This is a genomic window from Microbacterium enclense, assembly GCF_004022425.1.
GTDB classification, from domain to species: Bacteria; Actinomycetota; Actinomycetes; order Actinomycetales; family Microbacteriaceae; genus Microbacterium; species Microbacterium enclense_A.
In genome coordinates, this window is sequence record NZ_RBZY01000009.1 from 53,939 (window position 1) to 76,431 (window position 22,493).

The 22,493-nt window shown below is 69.8% G+C and carries 24 protein-coding genes; 7 read left to right on the forward strand and 17 right to left on the reverse strand.

Annotated elements, in window-relative coordinates:
• Positions 1 to 54 precede the first annotated feature (54 nt).
• From D8Y23_RS03840 to D8Y23_RS03855, 4 genes are all read right to left on the reverse strand, one after another.
• Positions 55 to 2,016 carry a glycogen debranching N-terminal domain-containing protein gene (locus D8Y23_RS03840; protein ID WP_128216847.1) on the reverse strand — a complete coding sequence of 654 codons (1,962 nt, stop codon included), beginning with the start codon at positions 2,014 to 2,016 and terminating at the stop codon, positions 55 to 57.
• Complete coding sequence (locus D8Y23_RS03845; protein WP_240663765.1) at positions 2,013 to 2,846, reverse strand: carbohydrate ABC transporter permease; 834 nt, start codon at positions 2,844 to 2,846, stop codon at positions 2,013 to 2,015. The genes D8Y23_RS03840 and D8Y23_RS03845 overlap by 4 nt, the downstream gene beginning before the upstream one ends.
• 80 nt (positions 2,847 to 2,926) lie before the next feature.
• On the reverse strand, positions 2,927 to 4,036 hold the full coding sequence (locus D8Y23_RS03850) for a carbohydrate ABC transporter permease (RefSeq protein WP_128216849.1): 1,110 nt from the start codon (positions 4,034 to 4,036) through the stop codon (positions 2,927 to 2,929).
• 12 nt (positions 4,037 to 4,048) lie between these two features.
• Positions 4,049 to 5,284, reverse strand: a complete 1,236-nt coding sequence (locus D8Y23_RS03855; protein ID WP_128216850.1) for a sugar ABC transporter substrate-binding protein — start codon at positions 5,282 to 5,284, stop codon at positions 4,049 to 4,051.
• Between the two features lie 165 nt (positions 5,285 to 5,449).
• Here D8Y23_RS03855 and D8Y23_RS03860 point away from each other — a divergent pair, with 165 nt between their 5' ends.
• Positions 5,450 to 6,454, forward strand: coding sequence for a LacI family DNA-binding transcriptional regulator (locus D8Y23_RS03860; RefSeq protein ID WP_128216851.1), 1,005 nt, complete (start codon positions 5,450 to 5,452; stop codon positions 6,452 to 6,454).
• Positions 6,455 to 6,666: 212 nt separating this feature from the next.
• Here D8Y23_RS03860 and D8Y23_RS03865 read toward each other — a convergent pair whose 3' ends face one another.
• The 5 genes from D8Y23_RS03865 to D8Y23_RS03885 all read right to left on the reverse strand — a co-directional run bounded on the left by D8Y23_RS03865 (position 6,667) and on the right by D8Y23_RS03885 (position 10,922).
• Complete coding sequence (locus D8Y23_RS03865; protein WP_128216852.1) at positions 6,667 to 7,131, reverse strand: SixA phosphatase family protein; 465 nt, start codon at positions 7,129 to 7,131, stop codon at positions 6,667 to 6,669.
• Positions 7,132 to 7,276: 145 nt separating this feature from the next.
• The gene (locus D8Y23_RS03870; protein WP_128216853.1) at positions 7,277 to 7,627 is read right to left on the reverse strand and encodes a gamma-glutamylcyclotransferase family protein; all 351 of its coding nucleotides are present in this window, start codon (positions 7,625 to 7,627) and stop codon (positions 7,277 to 7,279) included.
• Between the two features lie 60 nt (positions 7,628 to 7,687).
• Positions 7,688 to 8,962 carry a DUF445 domain-containing protein gene (locus D8Y23_RS03875; protein WP_128216854.1) on the reverse strand — a complete coding sequence of 425 codons (1,275 nt, stop codon included), beginning with the start codon at positions 8,960 to 8,962 and terminating at the stop codon, positions 7,688 to 7,690.
• Complete coding sequence (locus D8Y23_RS03880) at positions 8,962 to 10,125, reverse strand: acyl-CoA dehydrogenase family protein (RefSeq protein ID WP_128216855.1); 1,164 nt, start codon at positions 10,123 to 10,125, stop codon at positions 8,962 to 8,964. The genes D8Y23_RS03875 and D8Y23_RS03880 overlap by 1 nt, the downstream gene beginning before the upstream one ends.
• 44 nt (positions 10,126 to 10,169) lie before the next feature.
• Positions 10,170 to 10,922: an alpha/beta fold hydrolase gene (locus D8Y23_RS03885; RefSeq protein ID WP_128216856.1), complete on the reverse strand. Its 753-nt coding sequence runs from the start codon at positions 10,920 to 10,922 to the stop codon at positions 10,170 to 10,172.
• 66 nt (positions 10,923 to 10,988) lie between these two features.
• Between D8Y23_RS03885 and D8Y23_RS03890 the strand changes: the two genes are divergently transcribed.
• Positions 10,989 to 11,393: a pilus assembly protein CpaE gene (locus tag D8Y23_RS03890; RefSeq protein ID WP_128216857.1), complete on the forward strand. Its 405-nt coding sequence runs from the start codon at positions 10,989 to 10,991 to the stop codon at positions 11,391 to 11,393.
• A 24-nt stretch (positions 11,394 to 11,417) separates the two neighbouring features.
• On the opposite strand, the gene D8Y23_RS03895 is transcribed toward D8Y23_RS03890, so the two are convergent.
• A complete protein-coding gene (locus tag D8Y23_RS03895) occupies positions 11,418 to 12,623 on the reverse strand; it encodes an MFS transporter (RefSeq protein WP_128216858.1) in 1,206 nt (401 codons plus the stop codon).
• Between the two features lie 386 nt (positions 12,624 to 13,009).
• On the opposite strand from D8Y23_RS03895, the gene nrdH reads away from it, so the two are divergent.
• Genes nrdH through nrdF form a run of 4 tightly spaced genes read left to right on the forward strand, consistent with a single transcriptional unit; the run spans position 13,010 to position 16,854 of the window.
• Positions 13,010 to 13,243 carry a glutaredoxin-like protein NrdH gene (gene nrdH, locus D8Y23_RS03900; protein ID WP_022878810.1) on the forward strand — a complete coding sequence of 78 codons (234 nt, stop codon included), beginning with the start codon at positions 13,010 to 13,012 and terminating at the stop codon, positions 13,241 to 13,243.
• 25 nt (positions 13,244 to 13,268) lie between these two features.
• On the forward strand, positions 13,269 to 13,703 hold the full coding sequence (gene nrdI, locus D8Y23_RS03905) for a class Ib ribonucleoside-diphosphate reductase assembly flavoprotein NrdI (RefSeq protein ID WP_128216859.1): 435 nt from the start codon (positions 13,269 to 13,271) through the stop codon (positions 13,701 to 13,703).
• An 11-nt stretch (positions 13,704 to 13,714) separates the two neighbouring features.
• Positions 13,715 to 15,847 carry a class 1b ribonucleoside-diphosphate reductase subunit alpha gene (gene nrdE, locus D8Y23_RS03910; protein ID WP_205796816.1) on the forward strand — a complete coding sequence of 711 codons (2,133 nt, stop codon included), beginning with the start codon at positions 13,715 to 13,717 and terminating at the stop codon, positions 15,845 to 15,847.
• A gap of 32 nt (positions 15,848 to 15,879) precedes the next feature.
• Positions 15,880 to 16,854 carry a class 1b ribonucleoside-diphosphate reductase subunit beta gene (gene nrdF / locus D8Y23_RS03915; RefSeq protein ID WP_128216861.1) on the forward strand — a complete coding sequence of 325 codons (975 nt, stop codon included), beginning with the start codon at positions 15,880 to 15,882 and terminating at the stop codon, positions 16,852 to 16,854.
• 61 nt (positions 16,855 to 16,915) lie between these two features.
• Here nrdF and D8Y23_RS03920 read toward each other — a convergent pair whose 3' ends face one another.
• The 4 genes from D8Y23_RS03920 to D8Y23_RS03935 form a co-directional block, all read right to left on the reverse strand.
• The gene (locus D8Y23_RS03920) at positions 16,916 to 17,092 is read right to left on the reverse strand and encodes a YegP family protein (protein WP_077051938.1); all 177 of its coding nucleotides are present in this window, start codon (positions 17,090 to 17,092) and stop codon (positions 16,916 to 16,918) included.
• Positions 17,093 to 17,167: 75 nt separating this feature from the next.
• Positions 17,168 to 18,094 carry a nucleoside hydrolase gene (locus D8Y23_RS03925; RefSeq protein ID WP_164878131.1) on the reverse strand — a complete coding sequence of 309 codons (927 nt, stop codon included), beginning with the start codon at positions 18,092 to 18,094 and terminating at the stop codon, positions 17,168 to 17,170.
• Complete coding sequence (locus D8Y23_RS03930) at positions 18,091 to 18,936, reverse strand: PfkB family carbohydrate kinase (RefSeq protein WP_128216863.1); 846 nt, start codon at positions 18,934 to 18,936, stop codon at positions 18,091 to 18,093. The genes D8Y23_RS03925 and D8Y23_RS03930 overlap by 4 nt, the downstream gene beginning before the upstream one ends.
• Positions 18,937 to 18,953: 17 nt before the next feature.
• Positions 18,954 to 19,976, reverse strand: a complete 1,023-nt coding sequence (locus D8Y23_RS03935; RefSeq protein WP_128216864.1) for an FUSC family protein — start codon at positions 19,974 to 19,976, stop codon at positions 18,954 to 18,956.
• 418 nt (positions 19,977 to 20,394) lie between these two features.
• On the opposite strand from D8Y23_RS03935, the gene D8Y23_RS03940 reads away from it, so the two are divergent.
• Positions 20,395 to 20,859 carry a DUF3817 domain-containing protein gene (locus tag D8Y23_RS03940; protein WP_128216865.1) on the forward strand — a complete coding sequence of 155 codons (465 nt, stop codon included), beginning with the start codon at positions 20,395 to 20,397 and terminating at the stop codon, positions 20,857 to 20,859.
• 3 nt (positions 20,860 to 20,862) lie between these two features.
• On the opposite strand, the gene D8Y23_RS03945 is transcribed toward D8Y23_RS03940, so the two are convergent.
• The 3 genes from D8Y23_RS03945 to D8Y23_RS03950 all read right to left on the reverse strand — a co-directional run.
• On the reverse strand, positions 20,863 to 21,963 hold the full coding sequence (locus D8Y23_RS03945) for a class I SAM-dependent methyltransferase (protein WP_205796812.1): 1,101 nt from the start codon (positions 21,961 to 21,963) through the stop codon (positions 20,863 to 20,865).
• Positions 21,964 to 21,974: 11 nt separating this feature from the next.
• The gene (locus D8Y23_RS16715; RefSeq protein ID WP_164878132.1) at positions 21,975 to 22,124 is read right to left on the reverse strand and encodes a hypothetical protein; all 150 of its coding nucleotides are present in this window, start codon (positions 22,122 to 22,124) and stop codon (positions 21,975 to 21,977) included.
• A gap of 25 nt (positions 22,125 to 22,149) precedes the next feature.
• A partial coding sequence (locus D8Y23_RS03950; RefSeq protein WP_164878133.1) for an EI24 domain-containing protein occupies positions 22,150 to 22,493 on the reverse strand: 344 nt, incomplete at its 5' end.

Consider the following 22,493-nt stretch of genomic DNA (forward strand, 5'->3'; position numbering starts at 1 on the left):
GACACGCGGACGCGCCGCTGTGGCATCCGCGTGTCCTGGACACCGAAGGGGCGGTCAGTCCTGGCCCGACAGCACCGTAAGGCACACGACCGCGGCTGCGGCCGACCAGGCCTGCGGGCGGCACGCGGCGGGGTAGGGCGTCGGGACCGAGGATTCCGCCCGCGGGTCGCCGGAGTGCAGCTCGGGCACGCGGTAGGCGAAGCCCTCGGCCGCATCCAGGAGTTCGCCGACGACCGCGCGAGCGGCCTCGTCGAGTCCGGCGCGACGCATCCCGTGCACCGCGATCGCGGTGTCGTGCACCCACACGCTGCCCCCGTGGTACGACAGCGGCCAGTAGCCGGCCGCACCCGTGGACATCGTCCGGATGCCGTAGCCGCTGGACATCGACTCGTGGCGCAGCAGTTCCGCGATGCGGGCCTCGTCGTCGGCATCCAGGATTCCGGTGCCGATCAGGTGACCGATGTTGCTCGTGAGGGTGTCGACCGGCCGCTTCTCGCGGTCGAGGGCGACGGCCGGGTAACGGCCCTCGGGGGTCTCGATCCAGTAGGCGGCGGCGAAGCGCTCCTTGAGGTCGGCAGCCCAGGCGCGCCAGAACATGACGTCGTCGGCATCCGTCTCGTCACCGAGATCCTCGAGCAGCTGCGCGCCGACCAGAGCCGCCTCGTACGCGTACCCCTGCACCTCGCACAGCGCGATCGGACCGTCCGCGAGCGACCCGTCGCGCCACTGGATCGAATCGCCGGAGTCTTTCCAGCCCTGGTTCGCCAGGCCCGTGCCGAGGCGGTCGATGTAATCGAGGAAACCGTCGCCGTCGCTGTCGCCGCTGTCGCGGATCCAGCCGAGCGCCGCGCGCAACGCCGGGAGGAGCGCGCGCACCTCGCCGGCCGGCATCCCCGCGCGGCGCGCGTCGGCGAGCAGGCAGATCCACAGGGGAGTGGAGTCGACGCTGCCGTAGTACCGCGGCGGCAGCGAGATGCCCTCGCTCGGGATCTCGAGCGACGACGAGCGCAGCTCGTGCAGGATCTTGCCCGGCTCCTGCGCCGTCTGCGCGTCGTCGAGCGTTCCCTGCAGGCGCGCGAGCACACGGAGGGTGGATGCCGCGATGTCGCGGTCGAGCGGAAGGGCGAGCCGCGCGGCCCAGATCGAGTCACGACCGAACAGCGTGAAGAACCACGGCGCGCCGGCGGCGAAGAACTCGTCGTCGGGATCGTCGGGGAGCATGAGACGCAGCGCGTCGAGGTCGCCGAGAGCCGTGGTGAGCCATCGGGCGAGGCGCGGGTCGGAGGCCCGGGCCGCGACGGCCGCGGCATCCCACCGGGGAGGCGCGGTGGCGCCCCCGACGACGAGCGTGTCGTCGTGCAGCACGAGCTCCCAGGTCACCGTCGCCTCACCGAAGGCGGGGACCTCGACCTCCCAGCTCGCCTCGATACCCCCCGGGACGGATGCCACGTCGGCCCCGGCCGCGATGAGTTCGAGGCGCTGCGGACCGGCGGACACGCGCGCCGACCCCGCGCCGATCTCGACCTCGGTCTGCTGCGGCCGGGCGTGCCCGGACTTCACCTCGTGGAGCAGGGCGAACTCGGGGTGGAGCCCGAGCCGCAGCGTCGTGCGGATCGGTGCGTCCATGCGCGAGCGCAGCGCCCAGGTCTCGGTGACCCGGCCGTCCGCGACCGTGCGCTCGCGCAGCAGGCGGACCTTCGGGTCGGGCGTGGTGTCGTCGACGCCGCGCAGCACACCGCCGAACACGATCCGGGAGGGACCGTCGGGCGCCGTGGAGATCCATTCGATGGCGGAGTCGTCGCACGAGACGGTCAACGACCGGACGTGACGGACGTCGCCGTGGTAGACCCCGTGCACGGCGGCCGTGCCCATGGCGCCGTCGCGGTCGGACCACACCTGCGTCGGGGCACGCAGAACGATCACGGCGTCACTCAGCAGGGGCTGCAGCGGCGCGGCGTCGTTCGAGGGTGCGGCGGCGAGAGGGACCGCGGGCGAGGCGGCGGGGGCGGTGGTCATTCTTTGACGGCTCCTTCACTGGCGTTCATGATGCGGCGCTGGAACACGAAGAACACCACGGCGACCGGAATCGTCATGATGGCCGCGGCCGCGAGTTTGAGCGGGAATTGGCTCCCCTGACTGAGCTGCCCGCTCGCGAGCGAGGCGACGCCCTTGGTCAGGGTGGTGAGCTCGGGGGACTGGGTGGAGATGACGAAGTGGCTCAACTCGTTCCACGATCCCTGGAACGACAGGATCACGATCGTGATGAGCGCCGGACGAGCCATGGGCAGCACGACCGACCAGAAGATGCGGAACGTGCTCGCTCCGTCGATTCGGGCCTGCTCCTCGACCGACGGCGGGATCGACTCGAAGAAGTTCTTCATGATGAACACGCCCGCGGCATCCACCAGGAGAGGGAGGATCATGCCCGCGTACGAGTCGTACATGCCGAGCTGGTTGATGACAAGGAACTTCGGGATGAGCAGCACCACGGCCGGGACCGCCATGACCGCCACCAGCGCGGCGAACACGATTCCGCGACCGCGGAACTGCAGACGGGCCAGTGCGTACCCGGCGAGGGAGTTGAAGAACACCCGGCCGAGGGTCACGAACACCGTGACGACCGCGGAGTTGGCGAACCACACCGGGAAGTCCGAGCGCAGGAACAGTCGCTCGTACGCGGCCCACGTGAAGGGCTGGGGCACGAGGGAGATCGGATCGGCGGCGGCCACGGCATCCGTCTTGAACGACGTCGCGACCTGTACGAGGAACGGGTAGATGTAGATCAGCGCCAGCACGCACAGCAGCGCATACAGCGCGATCTGCCAGCGCAGCGTCTTACCGGACATGCGGTGCTTCGCGGGCTTCCGGCGGGGGCCACCCACGACCTGCCCGGCCAGGACGGTCGTTTCGGGGGATGCCGTGGCGGTCATCGCGTTCCTCCCTTCGGTGCGCGCACTTCGTACTGCCGTGCGCGGCGGCGCGAGACGGGACGCTCGCGCAGGACCCATCGCTGCAGGATCGTGAGGACGACGATGATGACGAACAGGACGAACGCGATCGCCGCACCCTGACCCCACTCCTGCGACAGGAAAGCCGAGGAGTAGCTGAGGTACGCGGGGGTCAGCGTGGTCTTACCGGGACCGCCCTGGGTGCCCGTGTAGATCTGGTCGAACACCTGCCAGGTGCCGATGAGGCCGAGGGTCAGCACGGTGAAGAGGACCGGTCGCAGCTGCGGGAGCGTGACGCGCCAGAAGCGCTGCCAGCCGTTCGCGCCGTCCATCATGGCGGCCTCCTGCACGTCGCCGCCGATGTTCTGCAGGCCCGCGATGAACAGGAGCATGAAGGTTCCCGAGGTCGTGAAGACGGCCATGAGGATGAACGCCGACATCGCCACCGACGGACCGGCCAGCCAGTCCCACCACGAGACGCCGAGGAAGGTGCTGCCGGTGAGCGCGGCGGGCCCGCTGGTGACACCGATCGCGGCGAGGGCGTTGTGCACGATGCCGGACGGGTCGCTGAACCAGTTGGGTCCGTTGATCCCGAGCCACGACAGCACCTCGTTGATCGCGCCCGACGTCGAGAACAGGAACAGCCACAGCACGGTGATCGCGACGGAACTCGTGACGGAGGGGAAGTAGAACGCCGTGCGGAAGAATCCGCGACCGCGCAGCACCGCGCGGTTCACCAGGACGGCGAGGAAGAGCGAGAGCGCGGTCTGCAGCGGGACGACCAGGAGCACGTACCAGCCGTTGTTGCGCAGGGCCGTCCCGAAATCGCGCTCGGCGAGGCCGCCGCCGGTGGTGACGGCGGCGTAGTTGTCGAGACCGACGAAGTTCACGTTCGACGAGAAGGGGCTGCCCCGCCCGGTCCAGTCCGAGAAGCTCACCCACAGCGCCATGAGCACCGGGACGAGGAGGAACACGCCGAGGATGATCAGCACCGGGGCGGTGAAGAGCCAGCCGGCGGCGGCCTCGCCGCGCCGGATCCCCGAGGAGGAGGACCCGGCGCGGCGAGGCGCGGTGGTGAGTGCGGTCATGGACGGTCGCGCCTACTCGGCGATCGCCTCGAGGTTGCCCTGCACGGTGGCGAGGATCGACTGCGGGTCACCGGTCTTCAGCGACTCCAGCTGCGCGTTGAAGTCGGTGATGACGTCGGCGGCACCGGCGATGTTCGGCGGGAACTGGGCGTACTCGGCTCCGGCGAGGAACGCGGCGAGGTCGGGGTTCGCGCTCGACCAGGCGTCGGCGGCGGACTCGATCGACGGCATGGGCCCGAACGCCTCCGAGAACGCCAGCTGCTGGTCGGTACCCGTGAGGTACTCCACGAGGGAGCGGGCGTTCTCCTGGTTCGCGCTGTCGGCGGCCATGCCCCAGCAGTTGGTGAACTGCAGCGTGCCCTTGCCGCCGGGACCCGCGGGGAGCTCGGCAACGGTGTACTGCACGTCCGGGTAGTCGGCGGTGAGAGCGCCCGTGATCCAGTTGCCCTCGATCGTCATCGCGGCGCTCTGGGTGCCGAAGGCCTCTCCGCCCCAGCCCGCGCCCACGTCGGAGGCGAAGGCGAAGGTGCCGTCCGCGAGATGCGTCTTGACGTACTGCAGGGCCTCGACGTTCGCGGCGCTGTCGGCGGTGGCCGCGCCGTCGGTGAGGAGCCCGCCCCCGGCCTGCGCCATGAAGGCGCCGACGCGCTGGTACTCGGCACCGAACGCGAGACCGACACGGCCGTCGACGGTGAGCTTCTGAGCGACGGATGCCAGTTCGTCCCACGTCGTGGGGATGTCGGCATCCGTCAGCCCCGCCGCCGACCACAGGTCGGTGTTGATGATGAGGGCGAGCGTGGAGAAGTCCTTCGGTGCGCAGTAGAACTGGTCGTCGACCGTGAAGTTCTCGACGAGCGAGGGGTAGAAGTCGTCCTTGTTCGCGAGCTCGTCGCCGTAGGCGGCGATCGACCCGTTCGCGGCGTAGCCGGCGAGGGCTTCGGGCGCGAGGTAGAACACGTCCGGCGGCGACCCCGCCGCAAAGCCCTGGGAGAGCTGCTGGGGGAGGTCGTTGGCGACCTGCACCTGCGCCTCGACGCCCGACTGCTCCGACCAGGCGGCGACCGCGTCTTCGACGGCCTGCGTCTCGGCGTCGCCCGACGAGCCGATGAGGACCGACAGCGAGCCGCCGGAGGACTCCTCGGCGCTGCCGGAATCGGAGAATCCCGAACCGCAGGCGGTGAGGGTCAGGGCTCCGGTGGCCAGGAGCGCTCCGGCTCCGAGCCAGGTGCGCGCGATGTGCCGTGTCATGTGTCTCTCTCCTTCGATGAGGCATGCGACCCCTCCGCATGTGACCGGAGGGCCGGTAGTTTGAACGTTCAAACTCCGGTGCGACTAAAGTACGGAGCGGCGGGCCTCGCTGTCAAGCCGTCACGTCCGACCTACGATGACCGTCGAGATACCGGGAGGGATCGGATGGCGAAAGCCCCCACCGTCGAAGACGTCGCACGCGTGGCCGGCGTCTCGCGGCAGACCGTCTCGAATGTCGTGAACACGCCGGCGATCGTGCGCGAGACCACGCGCCTGCGCGTCGAGGCGGCCATCGCCGAACTCGGGTACCGCCCCCACGCCGCCGCGCGACGCCTGCGCACGCGCCGCAGCTCCACCATCGGCATCCACCTCGATCCGTATGCCGGCGGAATCGCGGGCGTCGTCCTCGACCGCTTCGTGCACGCCCTCACCGAACGCGCCAGCGAACGCGACATGCGCGTGCTCCTCTACGCCGCCCGCACCGCCGAGGAGGAGATCGACCGCCTCGGCGACCTGCTCGAAGGGGGAGAAGTGGATGCCGTCGTCGTCACCGGCACCTTCCACGGCGATCCGCGCACCGGCTGGCTCAACGAACGCGGCCTGCCGTTCGTGTCGTTCGGGCGCCCGTGGGGCGAGGACGACGTCGCCGCCCCCGCGCACCTGTGGGTCGACGTCGACGGTGCCGCCGGCACCCGCGCCGCCACCGAGCACCTGCTCGCGGGGAGGACCGGCCGCGTGGCGTTCCTCGGCTGGCCCTCCGGGTCGGGGACCGGCGATGAGCGCGAGCGCGGGTGGCGCGAGAGCGTCGGTGTGGCAGCGGGACCCCGCTGGGTCGTGGAGGACAGCGTGGCCCTCGCGCGCGACGTCGTCACCGCCGGGATCGCGCGCGATCCGGACGTGTGCGGCATCGTCTGCGCGAGCGACTCCCTCGCCATCGGCGCGCACCTGGCCACGACCGTCGCCGGACGGGCGGACATCGCCGTGATCGGCTTCGACAACACCCCCGCCGCCGAAGCGCTCGGTCTTTCGAGCGTCGAGCAGTTGCCCGAGCGCGTGGCATCCGGTGCTCTCGACCTGCTCATGGGGGAGGGCGGCACGGTGGTTGCGCCGCGCCCGGCGACCTCCGGCGCGGCTCACGTCCTTGTGGAGCCGCGCCTCGTCGTGCGCTGACGTTCGGGGCGGTCGCGCTGACGCCCGTGTCGTGCGGTGACGCGCGTGTTCAGTGTCCAAGACACGCCGATGGGGCTGGCGCTCACCGGCGTGTCTTGGACACTCGGCCTCCTCGAGGCGCCGATGTCAGACGGCGGACCAGCCACGTTTCGAGGACGTGCTCGCCCGCGCGTTCGCGGTCGGAACGCTGGTGTGAGGAGGCCCCGGGGTGGTCAGGGCGTGAGTAGCTCGACCTCGTCGGGCGGGGTCGACCCGACGTCGGTCCACTCGCCCTCGTGCCACGTGAAGATCGCGACGGCCGACGTGACCATGCGGACCTCACGCGCAGCCAGGCGCGAGACCAGTTCGCTCATGCCCGGATCATGTGCGACGACCATGACCTCGCGGGCACCGCTCGAGCGCGCCGCGTCGAGCAACCCGTCGGGCTCGGCGAGGTAGAGCGCGGCATCCTCGGTCACGTCGACCTCGAACTCTTCGGCGAACGCGTCGGCGGTCGTTCGAGCGCGCACCGCGGTGCTCGAGAGGAGAACCTCGGGACGCACACCACGCCGGAGCACCGCCCGCGCCATCGCGGGGGCATCGCGGCGACCGCGGTCGTTCAGGGGCCGGTCGTGGTCGTCGAGTCCTTCGTCGGCCCAGTCCGATTTGGCGTGCCGGGCCAGGATCAGTTGGATCATCGTCTCTCCGCTTCGCTGCCATCGAGGAGTCGGACGCGGAGCGCGCGGGGCGCGAGGAACGAGCCGGCATCCGAGAAGAGGATATCGACGTGCGCTCGGTGGACGCAGGGCTGGCGCCGACGGCGTGTTGCGTCGAGGTGTGCCGTCAGTGGCCGACGTACACCCAGGCTCGGAGGCCGCTGGACAACTCGACCGCGACGCGTCGGTACACGGACACCTCGTACTCGTCCGCCGCGTCGAGTTCTTCCGGCGTGAGGGCCAGGACGCGGCCGAATACCCGGTCGCGCGGATCGTCCGTCCGGCGCAGGATCGGGTGCGCGTCCATGCCCGACACCCGGGTGACGCGGTCGTCGTCGATCTCGACCCATTCGCGCCGATAGCCCGGAAGCGAATCGTCCTCGCCGTCGAGCACGCGGCCGAACGTATCGAGCTGCACCTGGGGTAGCTGCAGCGTCCCGTACGCGAAGAGGTGTTCCACTCCCGGACCGAAGTTCACGCGCTCAGGGTACCCAGCGCGATGCGCCGCGGACAGGGCGTTGCGCCGTGTGTCCCGGCGTCAGGAGCCCCACACGAGGTGAGCGACCGTGAAGATGGTGAGCCCGGCGAGGGCACCCACGATCGTCCCGTTCAGGCGGATGTACTGCAGATCGCGCCCGACCATGAGCTCGATCTTCTCGGTGGTCTCGGCGGCATCCCACCGTTCGACCGTGTCGGTGATGATCGAGGCGATGTCGTGGCGATAGCGGCCGACGAGGAAGACGGCGGCGTCGGTGACCCACCCGTCGACGCGGCGCTGCAGGGACTCTTCGTCCTGCAACCGCTGACCGACGTCGGCGAGCGCGGCCGACGCGCGTCGGCGCAGGGCGCTCTCGGGATCGGCGAGGGAGCGGAGCAATCCGGCCTTCGCCGTGTTCCAGGCGTCGGCCGCGAGACCGCGTACCCGCGGGCTGTCGAAGATCGACGCTTTCGCCTCTTCGAGCCGCAGCATGGTCGCGGGGTCGTGCTGCAGGTTGTCGGCGAGCCGCGTGAGGTACTGGTCGATCGCCTCACGGGCCTGATGGTGCCGATCGGCGCGCACCGCATCGACGAAACCGACCGCCTCGCGGTACACGGTGTCATCGACCAGCCGCTGCGCGAGGCTCGGCACCCACGAGGGGAGCCGGCGCGACACCAGGCCGTGGAACATGTCGCGGTTGTTCCCCAGCCACACCCCGATGTTGTCGAGCGCGAGGTCGACAGCGCCGTGGTGCGCGCCGGCGTCGACGACGCGCTCGAGCCAGCCGCCCACCGAGGGGCCCCAGTCGGGTTCGAGCAGGTGCTCACGGGCCAGGTCTTCGATCAGGCCCTGGACGTCGTCGTCGCTGAGAGCGCGCAACACGCTGGAGGCGAGAGCGGCACCCTCGGCGGCGAGTCTCTCGGCGTGCGCGGGATCGGCCAGCCAGGATCCGGCGCGCGCCGCCAGGGGTGTTGCCTCGAGCTTCGTGCGGACGACGTCGCCCTCGAGGAAGTTCGTCTCGACGAACTCCCCGAGTTGCTGCCCGATCTCGTCCTTGCGGCGAGGAATGATCGCGGTGTGCGGGATCGGCAGACCGAGCGGCCGTCGGAACAGCGCGGTCACGGCGAACCAGTCCGCGAGAGCGCCGACCATGCCACCCTCGGCGGCGGCGCGGACGTACTGCAGCCATTCGACCTCGCGCTGCAGCGAGAACGCCACCGCGAACACGATCGCCATCCCGACGAGCGCTCCGAGCGCGACGCCCTTCATGCGGCGGAGCGCCTGCCGGCGCTCCTGATCGGCCGGGGTCAGCAGGGACGTGGGTGTGCGCGCCATCAGGCGTCGACCGGTCCGAGCCACGCCGTTGCCAGCGCCGAGTGGGCGAACTCGGGGTCGGACGGGTGGAACTGCCCCGCCAGGACATCGCGGTAAAGCCGACTCAGCTCGGTGTGGGCGAAGTACGACGACCCGCCACCGACGAGCATCGCCTCGTCGACGACGGTCTTGGCCGCTGTGACCGCGCGGTGCTTGAGTCCGGCGAGCATCGAGAACCAGCGCGCGCCGTGGTCGACTTGGCCGTCGACGTCATCGCTGAGCACGGCGATCTGCGGGGGGAGCGCGTCGTACGCGAGCGCCATGTCCGCGATGCGCCAACGGATGTCGGGGTCGGCCGCGTACGTCGCCCCCGTCTTCTTCGATCGACGGGCCCGGGCCGTCTCGACCGCGACGTCGAGCGCGCGTCGAGCGATCCCGGTGTAGACCGAGGCGATGAGGATCTCGAACACCGCGAAGATGCCGAAGAGCAGCGGATCGGGCTGAGGTCCGGGATCGAGACGGCGCACGACGCGATCCGCGGGGGCGTGCGCCCCGTGCAGTTCGGTGGTGCGGCTCTGGGTGCCGCGCATGCCCATGGTGTTCCAGTCGTCGCGCGACACGACGCTGTCGTCGCGATCGAGGAACCCGAACACGATCTTCGGCGCGTCGGGGGATGTCGTGTCGAGACCGTGCACGCCCAGGTGGTCCCACACCGGGGAGAGCGAGGTGAAGATCTTGGTGCCGGTGAAGCGGTAGCCTCCATCGCAGTCGGGGGCGGCCTCGGTGTCGCTGCCGAACAGCACGAGGTCGTTGCCGGCTTCGCTGACGCCGAACGCGAAGACCTCGCCTGCCACCGCTCCGCGCAGCACGAAGTCGAGGTCGTCGAGCCCGCGGTCGCGCAGGACTTTCGCCACGCCGGTCCACACGAGGTGCATGTTCACCGCGAGCGCCGTTGCGGGAGCAGCGCCGGCGAGACGCTGCTGCAGCGCGGCGGCCTGGGCGAGCGAGAGTCCGACCCCGCCGAGTTCTGTGGGGGCGAGGATGCCGAGATACCCCGCCGCGCGCAGATCCTCGAGGTCGTCGTGCGGGAACGTGTTCTCGCGGTCGTGCACCGGCGCGCGCTCGCGCAGGCGCGCGATCAGGTCGTCGGGGAGGAACCGAGCGGGATCGAACGCGGAGGACATGGCATCCATTCTGGTCCTCTGCTCCGACATCGCGGCCGCGCGGCTCAACCGAGAGCGGCCATCAGCTGCGCGATGGTCTCGTCGGGGCGGTCGCGGTGCGGGGAGTGGCCCGCGCCGGCGACGACGGACATCGTCACGACCGGGTTCCGCCTCACCTCGTCGGCCAGCGAGCCCGTGAAGATCGAGTGCACGGCGGGATCGGCGCCGATGACGTGCGTCGGCACGGTGAGGGCGGCGGCGTCGGCGCGCACGTCCCACGTGGTGTTCTGCAGGCTCGTCTGTTCGATCGCCCACCGGCTCGCGCGTTGCGTCGCGCGGGCCTTCAGTTCGACGTCGGTCGGATGCCAGTCGGGGTGCTGCGCGCGCACCGCGGCGGCGGTGGGGTCGGCGAACGCCTGCTTCTGGCTGGCCCGCACGATCTCGCGATCGCGGTCCGCGAGCAGGATCGCGGGATCGACGAGCACCAGACGCCGTGTCCACGCGGGGTCTCCGGCGGCGGCGACCGTGGCGGCGGCGCCGCCGAGGGAATGCGCGACGACGGCCTCCCACGCGCCGCCGTGGGGCGGACGCGTCGCGGCGAGATCGGCCGCATAGGCCGCGATCGTGTAGTCGAGCGCCCGCGGAGCGTCGCCGTGCCCGCGCAGATCCACCGCGACAGCGTGCCGGCCGGCGTCGGCGAGGGCGGTTCCGAAGCGCCACATGAGCGCGCCATCGGAGCCGAGACCGTGGGCGAGGAGCACGGCGGGGCGGTCGACATCGCCCCACGACAGGCGGGGGAGGGTCACGGCAGCAGGCATGGCATCCATTCTGTCCCGTCGCATCGCGCGGCCCCGCCGCGTCGGAGCGCCCCCAGAATGGATGCCATGATCTCGACCGAGATGGCCCTGGCCCTTCGCGAGGGCGGGTTGGTGTGGCACCCGCGCTCGGGCGACCGGTTCCAACTGAACGAGCCCGAGTTCGAGGCGGACATCTTCACCGTGAGCGAGATGACGGTGGAACCGCGGGAGTATCCGACCGGGCGCATCCTGGCGTTCAACGGCACGACCGAGTGGGCGTTGGACTCCGTGGCGACGGAGGACGCGCTATGGCTGCCGTCGGAAGCGCAGTTGCGCGAGATGCTGCGGTCGTCGTTCCGGTCGCTGCGGCGGCTGTCGGACACGCACGAGGTCGAGATCTCGGTCGGAGGGGCCACGCTCGTCTTCGACCATCCCGAGCCCGCCGACGCCTACGCGCTCGCGGTGCTGGAGTTGCTGCGCCGGTTGCACTGATCCGTCGCGCCCCGGCTCACGCGATCACGTGATGGTGTGCACCGGCTCGGTGTCGGGGATCGGGCTCGCATCGCGGTGACGCAGGTCGGGGAACCCGCGGACGAACAGTGCCGAGACCACGAGCCCCGCGGCGGCGAAGGCGGCGGCCGCGATGTACGCGCCCTGCGGCCCGACGCCGTCGACCAGGAAGCCCGCGACGGCGGAGCCGGCGGCAGCACCGATGAGCTGCCCGGTGCCGATCCAGCCGTAGGCCTCGGCGGTCTCGCTGAATCGCACGCTGGCCGAAGTCATGGCGAACATCACGGCGAGGGCCGGGGCGATGCCGGCGCCCGCGACGAGCAGGGTCGCACCGAGCCACCAGGCGTTGAGCGACACGATCGTGAGGCTGAGGCCCACGGCGACGATCGCGAAGCGCCGCGCCATCGCCCAGGGGCCGATCGGGATGTGTCCGAAGGCCAGCCCGCCGGCGAGGCTTCCCACGGCGAACACCGCCAGGACGAGGCCGGCCTCGAGTCCGCCGTGGTCGAAGGTCGCCACGACGCCCGCCTCGACCGCGGCGCACGCCCCGATGAGGAGGAATCCGGTGGCGGTCGCGAGGACGACCGGGGGCTTGCGCAGCACGGTGCCGAGTGCGCGACGGCTCCGCGGGATGCGCACGCGACCCACCTCGGGGCTGAGGATGAACCACGTGCCGCCGCCGAGGAGGATCACGACGATCAGCAGCAGGGCGGGGACGGTGCCCACCTGCGTGCCGACCAGGGTGATGACGACGGGCGCGAGGACCCAGATGATCTCCTGCAGCGATGCGTCCAACGAGTAGAGGGGCGTCAACTGCGACGACGGGACCATCTTGGGATAGATCGTGCGGACCGCCGACTGCACCGGGGGAGTGGAGAGCCCCCCGACCAGGCCGAGAGCCATGTAGACCGGCAGCGGCACCTCCAGCAGCGCGATCGCGGCGATCGCCGCTGCGCAGAGCAGAAGCGTGATCGTGAGGACGCGTCGCATCCCCCAGCGGCCCATCCAGCGGCTGGTGACGGGGCCGGCCACGGCCTGACCGACACTCGTCGCGGCGAGCACGAGACCCGCCGCGCCGTACGAGCCGGTGACGTGCTCGATGTGCAGGAGCACCGCGAGGCTGATCATGCCGTTGGGGAACCGCGCCGTCAGCTGTGCGGCGATGATGCGCCCCACGCCCGGGGTTCTGAGGAGTACGCGGTAGCCGGCCACTGCACAACGCTATCTCCTGCCCCCGACATCGCGGTCTGGTCGGCGGTGCGGACGTCAGCCCGACACGCCGCGACACGCCGAAGCGCGATATCCACCCCCTGTGCGATGTCGGAACCCCCGTCTAGCGTCCGACCTGTGGATGAATGCCGGAAGGAGACGCGAGATCCGCGGAACGGCGCGCTTCGACGAGGTCGAAATCGGGTCGCTGCCTGTGGATGAAAACGTGGACAACCTGTGTTGTATATGGGGAGAGCGGTGGAAAATCACATCCGTGTAACTACTACCCCTTGTGGTTCCCCCCGATGTCCGTCCCCATATGTAGTATTGAGCTCCCGGCCCGCCCCACGCGACCGGACGACGATTTTCCAGGGGAGAGAGAGAACGAAATGGCGATCACGGTCTACACCAAGCCGTCCTGCGTCCAGTGCAACGCGACCTACCGCGCACTCGACTCGAAGGGCATCGAATACAACGTGCTCGACGTCACCGAGGACCCCGCGGCCCTCGAGCAGGTCAAGTCCCTCGGCTACCTGCAGGCCCCCGTCGTCATCACCGACGAGGACCACTGGTCGGGCTTCCGTCCCGACAAGATCGACGAGCTGGCTTCGCGCCTGGCCTGATCCCCGGCCGGCTCAGAGGGTTCTCATGAGCGCTGTCATGTCGGAGACCGAGGCTCCGCTGCTCGTCTACTTCTCGAGCGTGTCGGGCAACACCGCGCGTTTCATCGAGAAGCTCGGCAAGCGGGCCGTCCGCATCCCCCTGCGACCGACCGACCCGCCGCTCCACGTCGACGAACCCTACGTGCTGGTCACTCCCACCTACGGCGGGGGTGTGGGGCGTGGTGTCGAAAAGGGCGCCGTCCCGAGGCAGGTCATCCGCTTCCTCAACGAGGAGCGCAACCGACGTCACATCCGCGGGGTCATCTCCGCGGGCAACACCAATTTCGGCGACGCGTTCTGCCTCGCCGGAGACATCATCAGCCGCAAGTGCTCCGTGCCGCACTTGTATCGCATCGAAGTATTCGGCACACCAGAAGACGTCGAGCACGTCACCGAAGGATTGGAACAGTGGTGGAAGTAGGGCTGAGCGACGTGGACTTCAAGACCGAGGCGCGTTTCGAGGGGCTGGATTACCACGCCCTGAACGCGATGCTGAACCTGTACGACGCCGACGGCAAGATCCAGTTCGACGCCGATAAGCGTGCCGCGCGGGAGTACTTCCTGCAGCACGTCAACCAGAACACCGTGTTCTTCCACTCCCTCAAGGAGCGTCTCGACTACCTCGTCGAGAAGGAGTACTACGAGCCCACCGTGCTCGCGAAGTACTCGATGGAGTTCATCCAGGAGCTCAACGACCGTGCCTACGGGGCGAAGTTCCGCTTCGAGACCTTCCTCGGCGCGTTCAAGTACTACACGAGCTACACGCTGAAGACCTTCGACGGCAAGCGCTACCTCGAGCGCTTCGAGGACCGCGTCGTCATGACCGCCCTCGCCCTCGCCGACGGCGACCAGCGCCTGGCGGTCCAGCTCGTCGACGAGATCATCTCGGGCCGCTTCCAGCCCGCCACCCCGACGTTCCTCAACGCAGGCAAGGCGCAGCGCGGCGAGCTCGTCTCGTGCTTCCTGCTCCGCATCGAAGACAACATGGAGTCGATCGCCCGCGGCATCAACTCGGCGCTGCAGCTGTCGAAGCGCGGCGGCGGCGTCGCCCTGCTGCTGTCGAACATCCGCGAGTCGGGTGCTCCCATCAAGCAGATCGAGAACCAGTCCTCGGGCATCATCCCCGTGATGAAGCTCCTCGAAGACAGCTTCAGCTACGCCAACCAGCTCGGAGCCCGTCAGGGTGCCGGCGCGGTGTACCTCAACGCGCACCACCCCGACATCCTGCGCTTCCTCGACACCAAGCGTGAGAACGCCGACGAGAAGATCCGCATCAAGACGCTGTCGCTCGGTGTCGTCATCCCCGACATCACTTTCGATCTCGCCAAGAACGGCGAGGACATGTACCTCTTCTCGCCTTACGACGTCGAAAAGGTCTACGGCAAGCCGTTCGGCGACATCTCGGTCACCGAGAAGTACCGCGAGATGGTCGATGACCCGCGCATCAAGAAGACGAAGATCAACGCGCGCGAGTTCTTCCAGACCCTCGCCGAGATCCAGTTCGAGTCGGGCTACCCGTACATCATGTTCGAGGACACGGTGAACAAGGCCAACCCGATCAAGGGCCGGATCAACATGTCCAACCTGTGCTCGGAGATCCTGCAGGTCAACACCCCGACGACGTACAACGAAGACCTCTCGTACGCCGAGATCGGCAAGGACATCTCGTGCAACCTCGGGTCGATGAACATCGCCCTGGCGATGGACGGCCGCGACCTCGGCCTCACGGTCGAGACCGCGATCCGCGCCCTCACCGCGGTGAGCGACCAGAGCCACATCGCCTCGGTCCGTTCGATCGAGGACGGCAACGACCGTTCGCACGCGATCGGCCTCGGCCAGATGAACCTGCACGGCTACCTCGCTCGCGAGCACGTGCACTACGGCTCCGAAGAGGGCATCGACTTCACGAACATCTACTTCTACACGGTGCTGTTCCACGCGCTGCGGGCGTCGAACCGCCTCTCGATCGAGCGCGGCACGTCCTTCGACGGCTTCGCAGACTCGACCTACGCGTCGGGGGAGTTCTTCGACAAGTACACCGACCAGGTGTGGGAGCCGCAGACCGCCAAGGTGAAGGAGCTGTTCGCCGGCATCCCCGTGCCCACCCAGGACGACTGGCGCGAGCTCAAGGCATCCGTCCAGCAGTACGGCATCTACAACCAGAACCTGCAGGCCGTCCCGCCGACCGGTTCGATCTCGTACATCAACAACTCCACGAGCTCGATCCACCCGATCGCGTCGAAGATCGAGATCCGCAAGGAAGGCAAGCTCGGTCGCGTCTACTACCCGGCGCCGTTCATGACGAACGAGAACCTGGAGTACTACCAGGATGCCTACGAGATCGGCTACGAGAAGGTCATCGACACGTACGCCGCCGCCACGCAGCACGTGGACCAGGGTCTGTCGCTGACGCTGTTCTTCAAGGACACCGTCACCACCCGCGACATCAACAAGGCCCAGATCTACGCGTGGAAGAAGGGCATCAAGACGATCTACTACATCCGCCTCCGTCAGCTGGCGCTCGAGGGCACCGACATGACCGAGTGCGTCTCGTGCATGCTCTGATCCGCTGATCACGAATTCTTATTGAGGACACCATGGCTGAGAAGCTGCAGCTGCTGAACCACGTTCAGGCCATCAACTGGAACCGCATCCAGGACGACAAAGACCTCGAGGTCTGGAACCGTCTCGTCAACAACTTCTGGCTGCCCGAGAAGGTGCCGCTGTCCAACGACATCCAGTCGTGGAACACGCTGACGCCCGACGAGCAGACGCTGACGATGCGCGTGTTCACGGGTCTGACGCTGCTCGACACGATCCAGGGCACCGTCGGCGCGGTCTCGCTCATCCCCGACGCGATCACGCCGCACGAGGAGGCGGTGTACACCAACATCGCATTCATGGAGTCGGTGCACGCGAAGAGCTACTCGTCGATCTTCTCGACGCTGTGCTCGACGAAGGAGATCGACGAGGCCTTCCGCTGGTCGACCGAGAACGAGTTCCTTCAGAAGAAGGCGCACATCGTCATGGACTACTACCGTGGCGACGATCCGCTCAAGCGCAAGGTCGCCTCGACCCTGCTGGAGTCGTTCCTGTTCTACTCGGGCTTCTACCTGCCGATGCACTGGTCGAGCCGCGCGAAGCTGACAAACACGGCCGACCTGATCCGCCTCATCATCCGTGACGAGGCCGTGCACGGGTACTACATCGGCTACAAGTTCCAGCGCGGTCTGGAGCAGGTCGACCAGGCCCGTCGCGACGAGATCAAGGACTACACGTTCTCGCTGCTGTACGAGCTGTACGACAACGAGACGCACTACACGCAGAGCCTGTACGACTCGGTGGGCCTCAGCGAGGACGTCAAGAAGTTCCTCCACTACAACGCCAACAAGGCGCTGATGAACCTCGGCTACGAGGCGATGTTCCCGGCGTCGGTGACGAACGTGAACCCGGCGATCCTGTCGGCGCTGTCGCCCAACGCCGACGAGAACCACGACTTCTTCTCGGGGTCGGGTTCGTCGTACGTCATCGGCAAGGCCGAGGCGACCGAGGACGACGACTGGGACTTCTGATCCGGTAATGACGAAGGCCCCCGCGTGAGCGATCGCGCGGGGCCCTTCGTCATCTCACGGCTCAGGTCAGATCGACCGTCTCGGAGTCGGCGTTCGCCTTCACCGAGGCGATGCCGTTCTGCGCGGATGCCTTCGACTCGTAGGCTTCGCTCGACGCGATGACCTGACCGTTCGAGGCCTTCAGCCGGAAGCGGTACTTGCCCGCCTTGTCGGTGTACAGCTCGTACTTGCCTGCCATGGTTCCTCCCCCGTTGGAGTTCCTGTGAACGAGGACATCATGGCGGGGCGAGGCGGCCACTCGCAACGGTCGGGATCAGCCCGGCCACTCCCGCCCTTCGAGCCGCCCCAGCAGCACCTCGACGGCCGAGCCCTCCATGCCGCGCACCCAGCGCTGCGTCGAGGATGCGCGCGACGACACCGTCCGCCCGCGTTCCCTGCGCTCGAGCCGTACCTCGACCTGCCCCGACGCGACGCTGACCCCGCGCAGCACGCCCGCGGCGACCATCGCGGCGAGCGGGTCGTGCAGTGCACAGCGGCGGTCGGGGAAGACCCGGCCCTCGTAGAAGTCGAGGTACGCCGGCAGCATCGCGGCCAGCGCCTGGGGAACCGCGCCCGGGATCGCTTCGAGACGGACCAGGTCGGTGGCATCCAGGGTCTGCGTCATTGTGACGTCGAGGGGGACGAGGGTGGTGTCCCAGTCCTGGGCGAAGACGACGGCGGCCGATTCGGGGTCGTTGTGGATGTTCGCCTCGGCCCAGGCCGTCACGTTGCCCGAGTGCCCGAACGCGCCGCCCATCACGACGAGCCGGTCGAACGACGCGACGCCCGGTGCCTCGGCGTAGGCGGCGAGGTTCGTCAGCGGGCCGAGGGCCAGGACGGTGAGATCCGGATGCCGTGAGGCGAGGTGATCGATGAGCTCGACGGCGGGCCGGGCATCATGCTGCCGCGCGGAGGTGGCCCACGCGATCCCGCCCACGCCGTCGTCACCGTGGACATGGGGCGCGCCGCCGGCATACTCGCGGCCGCGGAAGTGGTGCGCCCCGACGGCGACGGGGATGTCGTGGACCCCGGCGAGGTCGAACAGCGACAGGGTGTTGGCGGCCGCGCGGGCGGCATCGGTGTTCCCGGAGACGGTCGTGACGCCCACGATCTCGACCGCGGGCTCGGCGAGCAGGTAGGCGAGGGCGAGGGCGTCGTCGATGCCGGTGTCGCAATCGACGAGGATCGGGCGGCGGCTCACGCGGGAACCCCGTACGTATCGAGGAGACCGAGGGCCGGTTGCGACGCGTCGTCGGCCACGGCCGCGGCCCCCACCGCGCACGCGCGCGCGAGGGCGACCTCCTGTGAGTCGCCGCGCAGCATCCCCACGACGAGCGCCGCGCAGAACGCGTCGCCGGCACCGACGGTGTTGCGGACGGTCGCCGCGACGCCGGGCGCCGAGGCGACCAGCTCGCCGTGTCGGTACAGTCGCGCGCCCTCGGCGCCGAGCGTCACGCAGAGCAGGGGCGCATCGTGCACCTCGGGGAGCTGCGCGTACTCCGTCTCGTTCACGATGACGAGGTCGGCGCGCTCGAGCACCTCGGTGGGGAGGGGGCGCGCGGGGGCGGCGTTGAGGGCGAAGAACCCGGCGGCTTCCGCGGCGGCGGAGATCACGGCATCCGACACCTCCAGCTGAGCAAGTACTGCCGCGCCGGGCTCGATCCCGAGGCGTTCGGCGTCGATCGCGGCGTTCGCGCCGGCGCACACGACGATCGAGTTCTCGCCCGTGGCATCCACGACGATCAGCGCGGTGCCCGTGGCGGCGTCCGTGGTCTGCACGGTCGACGCGTCCACGCCGATGGATGCCAGTTGCTCGCGGACACCGCCTCCGTCGAGGTCGTCGCCCACCGCACCCACCAGACGCACCGCGGCGCCGAGGCGCGCGGCGGCGACGGCCTGGTTCGCGCCTTTACCGCCGGGTCCGCGCTGCAGGACGCCGTCGGCGACGGTCTCGCCGGGGCCGGGTGCGCGCTGAACGCGTGCGGTGAGGTCGACGTTGATCGCGCCGACGACGGTCAGGGCGACGGGGGTGGGTCCCGGCATCCGGGTCTCCTTCGAGGTCAGGCGGTCGAGCGACGCCGCAGCGCGGCCGAAACGATCGCGACGATCGTGCCGACCGCCACGCCGATCACCGTTTCGAGCACGCGGTCGCGCAGCAGCATGTCGGGCGTGGCGGGGGAGGCGAGCGAGATCATCAGGAGCGCGAGCGGGGTGATGAACACCATCGCGATGCCGTAGTTGCGGCCGACGAACAGTTCCGCGCCGACCTGCATCGCAACGGCGACGACGAGGATCGCCCACGGCGGCAGCTGCAGGGCGAGCAGACCGGCGGCGATGAGGACGCCCACGAGGGTCCCGACGAGACGCTGGATGCCGCGGATCAGCCGCGCGGACACGTGCGCGCCGCCCACAGCGGCGACGGCCCCCACCATCGCCCAGTACCAGTGCGTGCCGACGAGCAGCACGCCCGCGACGCCCGCGAGCAGGGCGGCGACACCGACCGTCGCGGTCATCTCCCGCGCGACCGAGCCGATCGGCGGCCGGGACCGCGTCGGCACCCGCCACGAGCCCCGCCGCGCGAGCACGAAGGCCGTCGTGACGAGAAGACTCCACAGCACGCTGCTCACGCCCACGAGAAGCACGAGACCGAACGTCGCGGCGGTCGCCGGGAAGCTCGCGCAGGCGCCCGCGGCGAAGACCGTGAACAGCGCACCGGGCGGATGCCACTGCGCCCGGTACGCGAACAGCGTCACCGCCGCGGCGAGGGCGGCCACGACGATCACGCTCACTAACGGGGGAGCCGAGAGCACCGACAGCACCGTGCCCAGCAGCATCGCGAGCACCAGGATGCCGCCCGCCGTCGCCTGCATCCGCACGCGCGTGCGCGGCGGGTCGAGGCGACCGTAGAGAGCGGCGAAGGCTCCGAACGAGGCGTAGACGCTCAGGTCGAGGCGACCGATTAGCAGCAGGACCAGCAACGGCACGCCGACGCTGAGCGCGGCGCGGGCCGCGACCCGATGGGCGCCGCCGTGCGGGCCGATGCGGATCACCCCGGTCCACACGCGCCCCCGGGATTCCGCCACCCACTCAGCCTACGCGGGCGGCCGCGGCCTCGACTGTTTCGTGCGCCGTCCTGCGGAGTTCGGCCGTGACACGTCGGCGTCGACCCGATCGAGACGGCGTGTCATCTGCAGACTCCGCCCGATGGCGCACATTGGGCCGTGATCGGCGCCTCGGACATCGCGTGATGGCGTCCCGGCATGCCGGTCAGCATGTGATGGAGTGGAGGCATGGATGCCGAGCGTGAGAAGCCGCCCATCGAGCCGGGGCCCGAGCCCGACACGTCGACCGCCGCGCAGGGGGTTCGGTCGGACCCGACCCTGGATGAGGACGACGACCCCATCGAGTGAGGCCGGGCTGCCTCGACGTCGAGAAGTCAGCCGGGTGACCGCCGGGGCCCTTCCGTAGGGTGGGAAGCCCCGCACCCGAACGAGGAGAGACGTGTTCCGCACGCCCCTGAGCCTGTTCCGTACGCTCGCGATCGCCGAAGCGATCTCGTGGACCATGTTGATCGGCGGGCTCATCCTGCGGGCCACCGCCGACCTGCCCATCGCGGTGACGATCGGGGGTGGCATCCACGGGTTCGTGTTCCTCGCCTACGGAGCGACGGCCGTCCTCGTCGCGCTGAACCAGCGCTGGGGCGTCGGGCCCACCGTCGTCGCCGTGGTCAGCGCGGTGATTCCCTACGCCACGATCCCGACCGAGGTGTGGCTGCACCGCACCGGCCGACTGCGCGGAGTGTGGCGGCTCGAAGCGGGCGACGACCCGCGCGACCACCGGCCCCTCGACCGGCTGGTGCGGTTCTTCCTGCGCCGGCCCTGGGTGCTCGGCATCCTGATCCTGCTGGCGGTGGCGCTCATCTTCGTCGTGCTGCTGGTCGTCGGCCCGCCCGGCGGTAAGGACTGAGACTCAGCGGCGCGTCGAGGCCGTGACCGTGAACTTGCGGTCGCGGGCGACCTGACGCGTCGGGCCGACGAGGCGTTCGAGCGCGCCGCGGTACTGCAGAGCCGAGTTCCAGACCGTCCACAGCTCGCCACCGGGCGCAAGCACCCGGGCCGCGTCGGCGAACATGCGCGGCGCGACCGCCTCGGTGATCGCGCCGCCGGTGTGGAACGGCGGATTGAGCGCGATGAGCGACGCGCTGGCATCCGGGCGCGAGGCCAGAAGGTCGTCGCGGACCACCTCGACCCGATCGGCGACGCCGTTGGCGAGGGCCGTTGCGCGGGCCGAGGCCACCGCGACGGCGGACTGATCCGTGGCGATGATCCGGACGGACGGATGCCGCGTCGCCCAGGCCGCGGCGACGACTCCGGTGCCGCAGGCGTAATCGATCGCTCCGTCGACCGGGCCGGGAAGGTGGGCGAGCAGCAGGCGCGTGCCGATGTCGATCGACGCGCCGGCGAACACGCCGCCGAACGCGCGCACCTCGAGGCCGTCGACCGTCGCGGCCTCGGGCTGCGGGTCGGCGCCGTCGTGCGGGCCCCGGGCGACGAGGACGCGCGACTTCTGGCGCGCGTGGGTGACGTCGACGCGATCGAAGCGTGTGCCGAGCACATCGTTCATCGCGACGGTCATGTATTTCAGCCGCCCGCCCGCGAACACGACGACGTCGGGGTGCGCGTGCGCGGCGATGAGCCCGGCGATGTCGTCGAGCGCGCGCAAGGCGCGGGGAAGCCGGAGCAGCACGACCCGTGCGTCGCGGACGAGGTCGGCATCCAGGGGGTGATGGGTGAAGGTGTCGGGAAGCCCGGAACGAGCGGCGTTGGCCTCCAGCGCGCGTTCGCCGGTGAGGGCGTCCTGGTACACCCGGATGCCGCGTGCCCCGGCGGCTGCCGCGCCGAGCGTGAGCGCCCCGTACGCGTCGTCGATGACGACGAGGCCACCGTCGGAGAAACCGGCCCGGGCGGCCTCGGACTCGTCGAGGATCAGGCGGTCGGCGGCATCCACCGCGACGAGGTCAGGACCTTCGAGGTCGGGCCAGCGGCGGAGATCGTCGAGCGAGAAGGGCACCGAGTCGGGGATCAGCGGGTGCCGAAGTGGAACGGCAGCGCGAGGGAAGCGGCGACGAGCAGGATGCCGAGGGCGAAGAACAGCCCCGGTGCGGCGAACGAGAACGACAGGCCGGTGAGCAGCATGCCGCCGACGAACAGAATGAGCGAGACGATGAACATTGGGGATCCCTTCGGTTCGTCCAGGCTATCGTGCCGCGTCGGTCGCCCGGTCCGCGGCACCGGCCGTCTCGCGCAGCGCGGCGTGCGTCCACAGGGTGCTGCCGGCGACCGCGGCGGGCATGACGGCGACGGCTCCGAGGGGGATGAGGAAGCACAGCTGCGTCGCGACGCCGAAGCCCAGCGCCCGCGCGCGGTTCTCGCGCAGGACCGCGCGGCGCGCCCGCCGGTCGAGCCCTCGCGCCGAGAGCGAGCGCGACGTCAGTTCGTCCGCGAGCAGCCAGCCCGTCAGGAGGACGCCGACGATGAAGCCGAGGATGCCACCGACGAACGGCAGGAGTCCCGTCAGCCACGCGGCCAGTGCGGCCAGAG

Excerpts from the sequence above, each read along its gene's own strand:
- D8Y23_RS03840 (WP_128216847.1), bottom strand. The coding sequence starts at position 2,016 with ATGACCACCGCCCCCGCCGCCTCGCCCGCGGTCCCTCTCGCCGCCGCA.
- D8Y23_RS03845 (WP_240663765.1), bottom strand. The coding sequence starts at position 2,846 with ATGTCCGGTAAGACGCTGCGCTGGCAGATCGCGCTGTATGCGCTGCTG.
- D8Y23_RS03850 (WP_128216849.1), bottom strand. The coding sequence starts at position 4,036 with ATGACCGCACTCACCACCGCGCCTCGCCGCGCCGGGTCCTCCTCCTCG.
- D8Y23_RS03855 (WP_128216850.1), bottom strand. The coding sequence starts at position 5,284 with ATGACACGGCACATCGCGCGCACCTGGCTCGGAGCCGGAGCGCTCCTG.
- D8Y23_RS03860 (WP_128216851.1), top strand. The coding sequence starts at position 5,450 with ATGGCGAAAGCCCCCACCGTCGAAGACGTCGCACGCGTGGCCGGCGTC.
- D8Y23_RS03865 (WP_128216852.1), bottom strand. The coding sequence starts at position 7,131 with ATGATCCAACTGATCCTGGCCCGGCACGCCAAATCGGACTGGGCCGAC.
- D8Y23_RS03875 (WP_128216854.1), bottom strand. The coding sequence starts at position 8,962 with ATGGCGCGCACACCCACGTCCCTGCTGACCCCGGCCGATCAGGAGCGC.
- D8Y23_RS03880 (WP_128216855.1), bottom strand. The coding sequence starts at position 10,125 with ATGTCCTCCGCGTTCGATCCCGCTCGGTTCCTCCCCGACGACCTGATC.
- D8Y23_RS03885 (WP_128216856.1), bottom strand. The coding sequence starts at position 10,922 with ATGCCTGCTGCCGTGACCCTCCCCCGCCTGTCGTGGGGCGATGTCGAC.
- D8Y23_RS03890 (WP_128216857.1), top strand. The coding sequence starts at position 10,989 with ATGATCTCGACCGAGATGGCCCTGGCCCTTCGCGAGGGCGGGTTGGTG.
- nrdH (WP_022878810.1), top strand. The coding sequence starts at position 13,010 with ATGGCGATCACGGTCTACACCAAGCCGTCCTGCGTCCAGTGCAACGCG.
- nrdI (WP_128216859.1), top strand. The coding sequence starts at position 13,269 with ATGAGCGCTGTCATGTCGGAGACCGAGGCTCCGCTGCTCGTCTACTTC.
- nrdF (WP_128216861.1), top strand. The coding sequence starts at position 15,880 with ATGGCTGAGAAGCTGCAGCTGCTGAACCACGTTCAGGCCATCAACTGG.
- D8Y23_RS03920 (WP_077051938.1), bottom strand. The coding sequence starts at position 17,092 with ATGGCAGGCAAGTACGAGCTGTACACCGACAAGGCGGGCAAGTACCGC.
- D8Y23_RS03930 (WP_128216863.1), bottom strand. The coding sequence starts at position 18,936 with ATGCCGGGACCCACCCCCGTCGCCCTGACCGTCGTCGGCGCGATCAAC.
- D8Y23_RS16715 (WP_164878132.1), bottom strand. The coding sequence starts at position 22,124 with ATGTTCATCGTCTCGCTCATTCTGTTCGTCGGCGGCATGCTGCTCACC.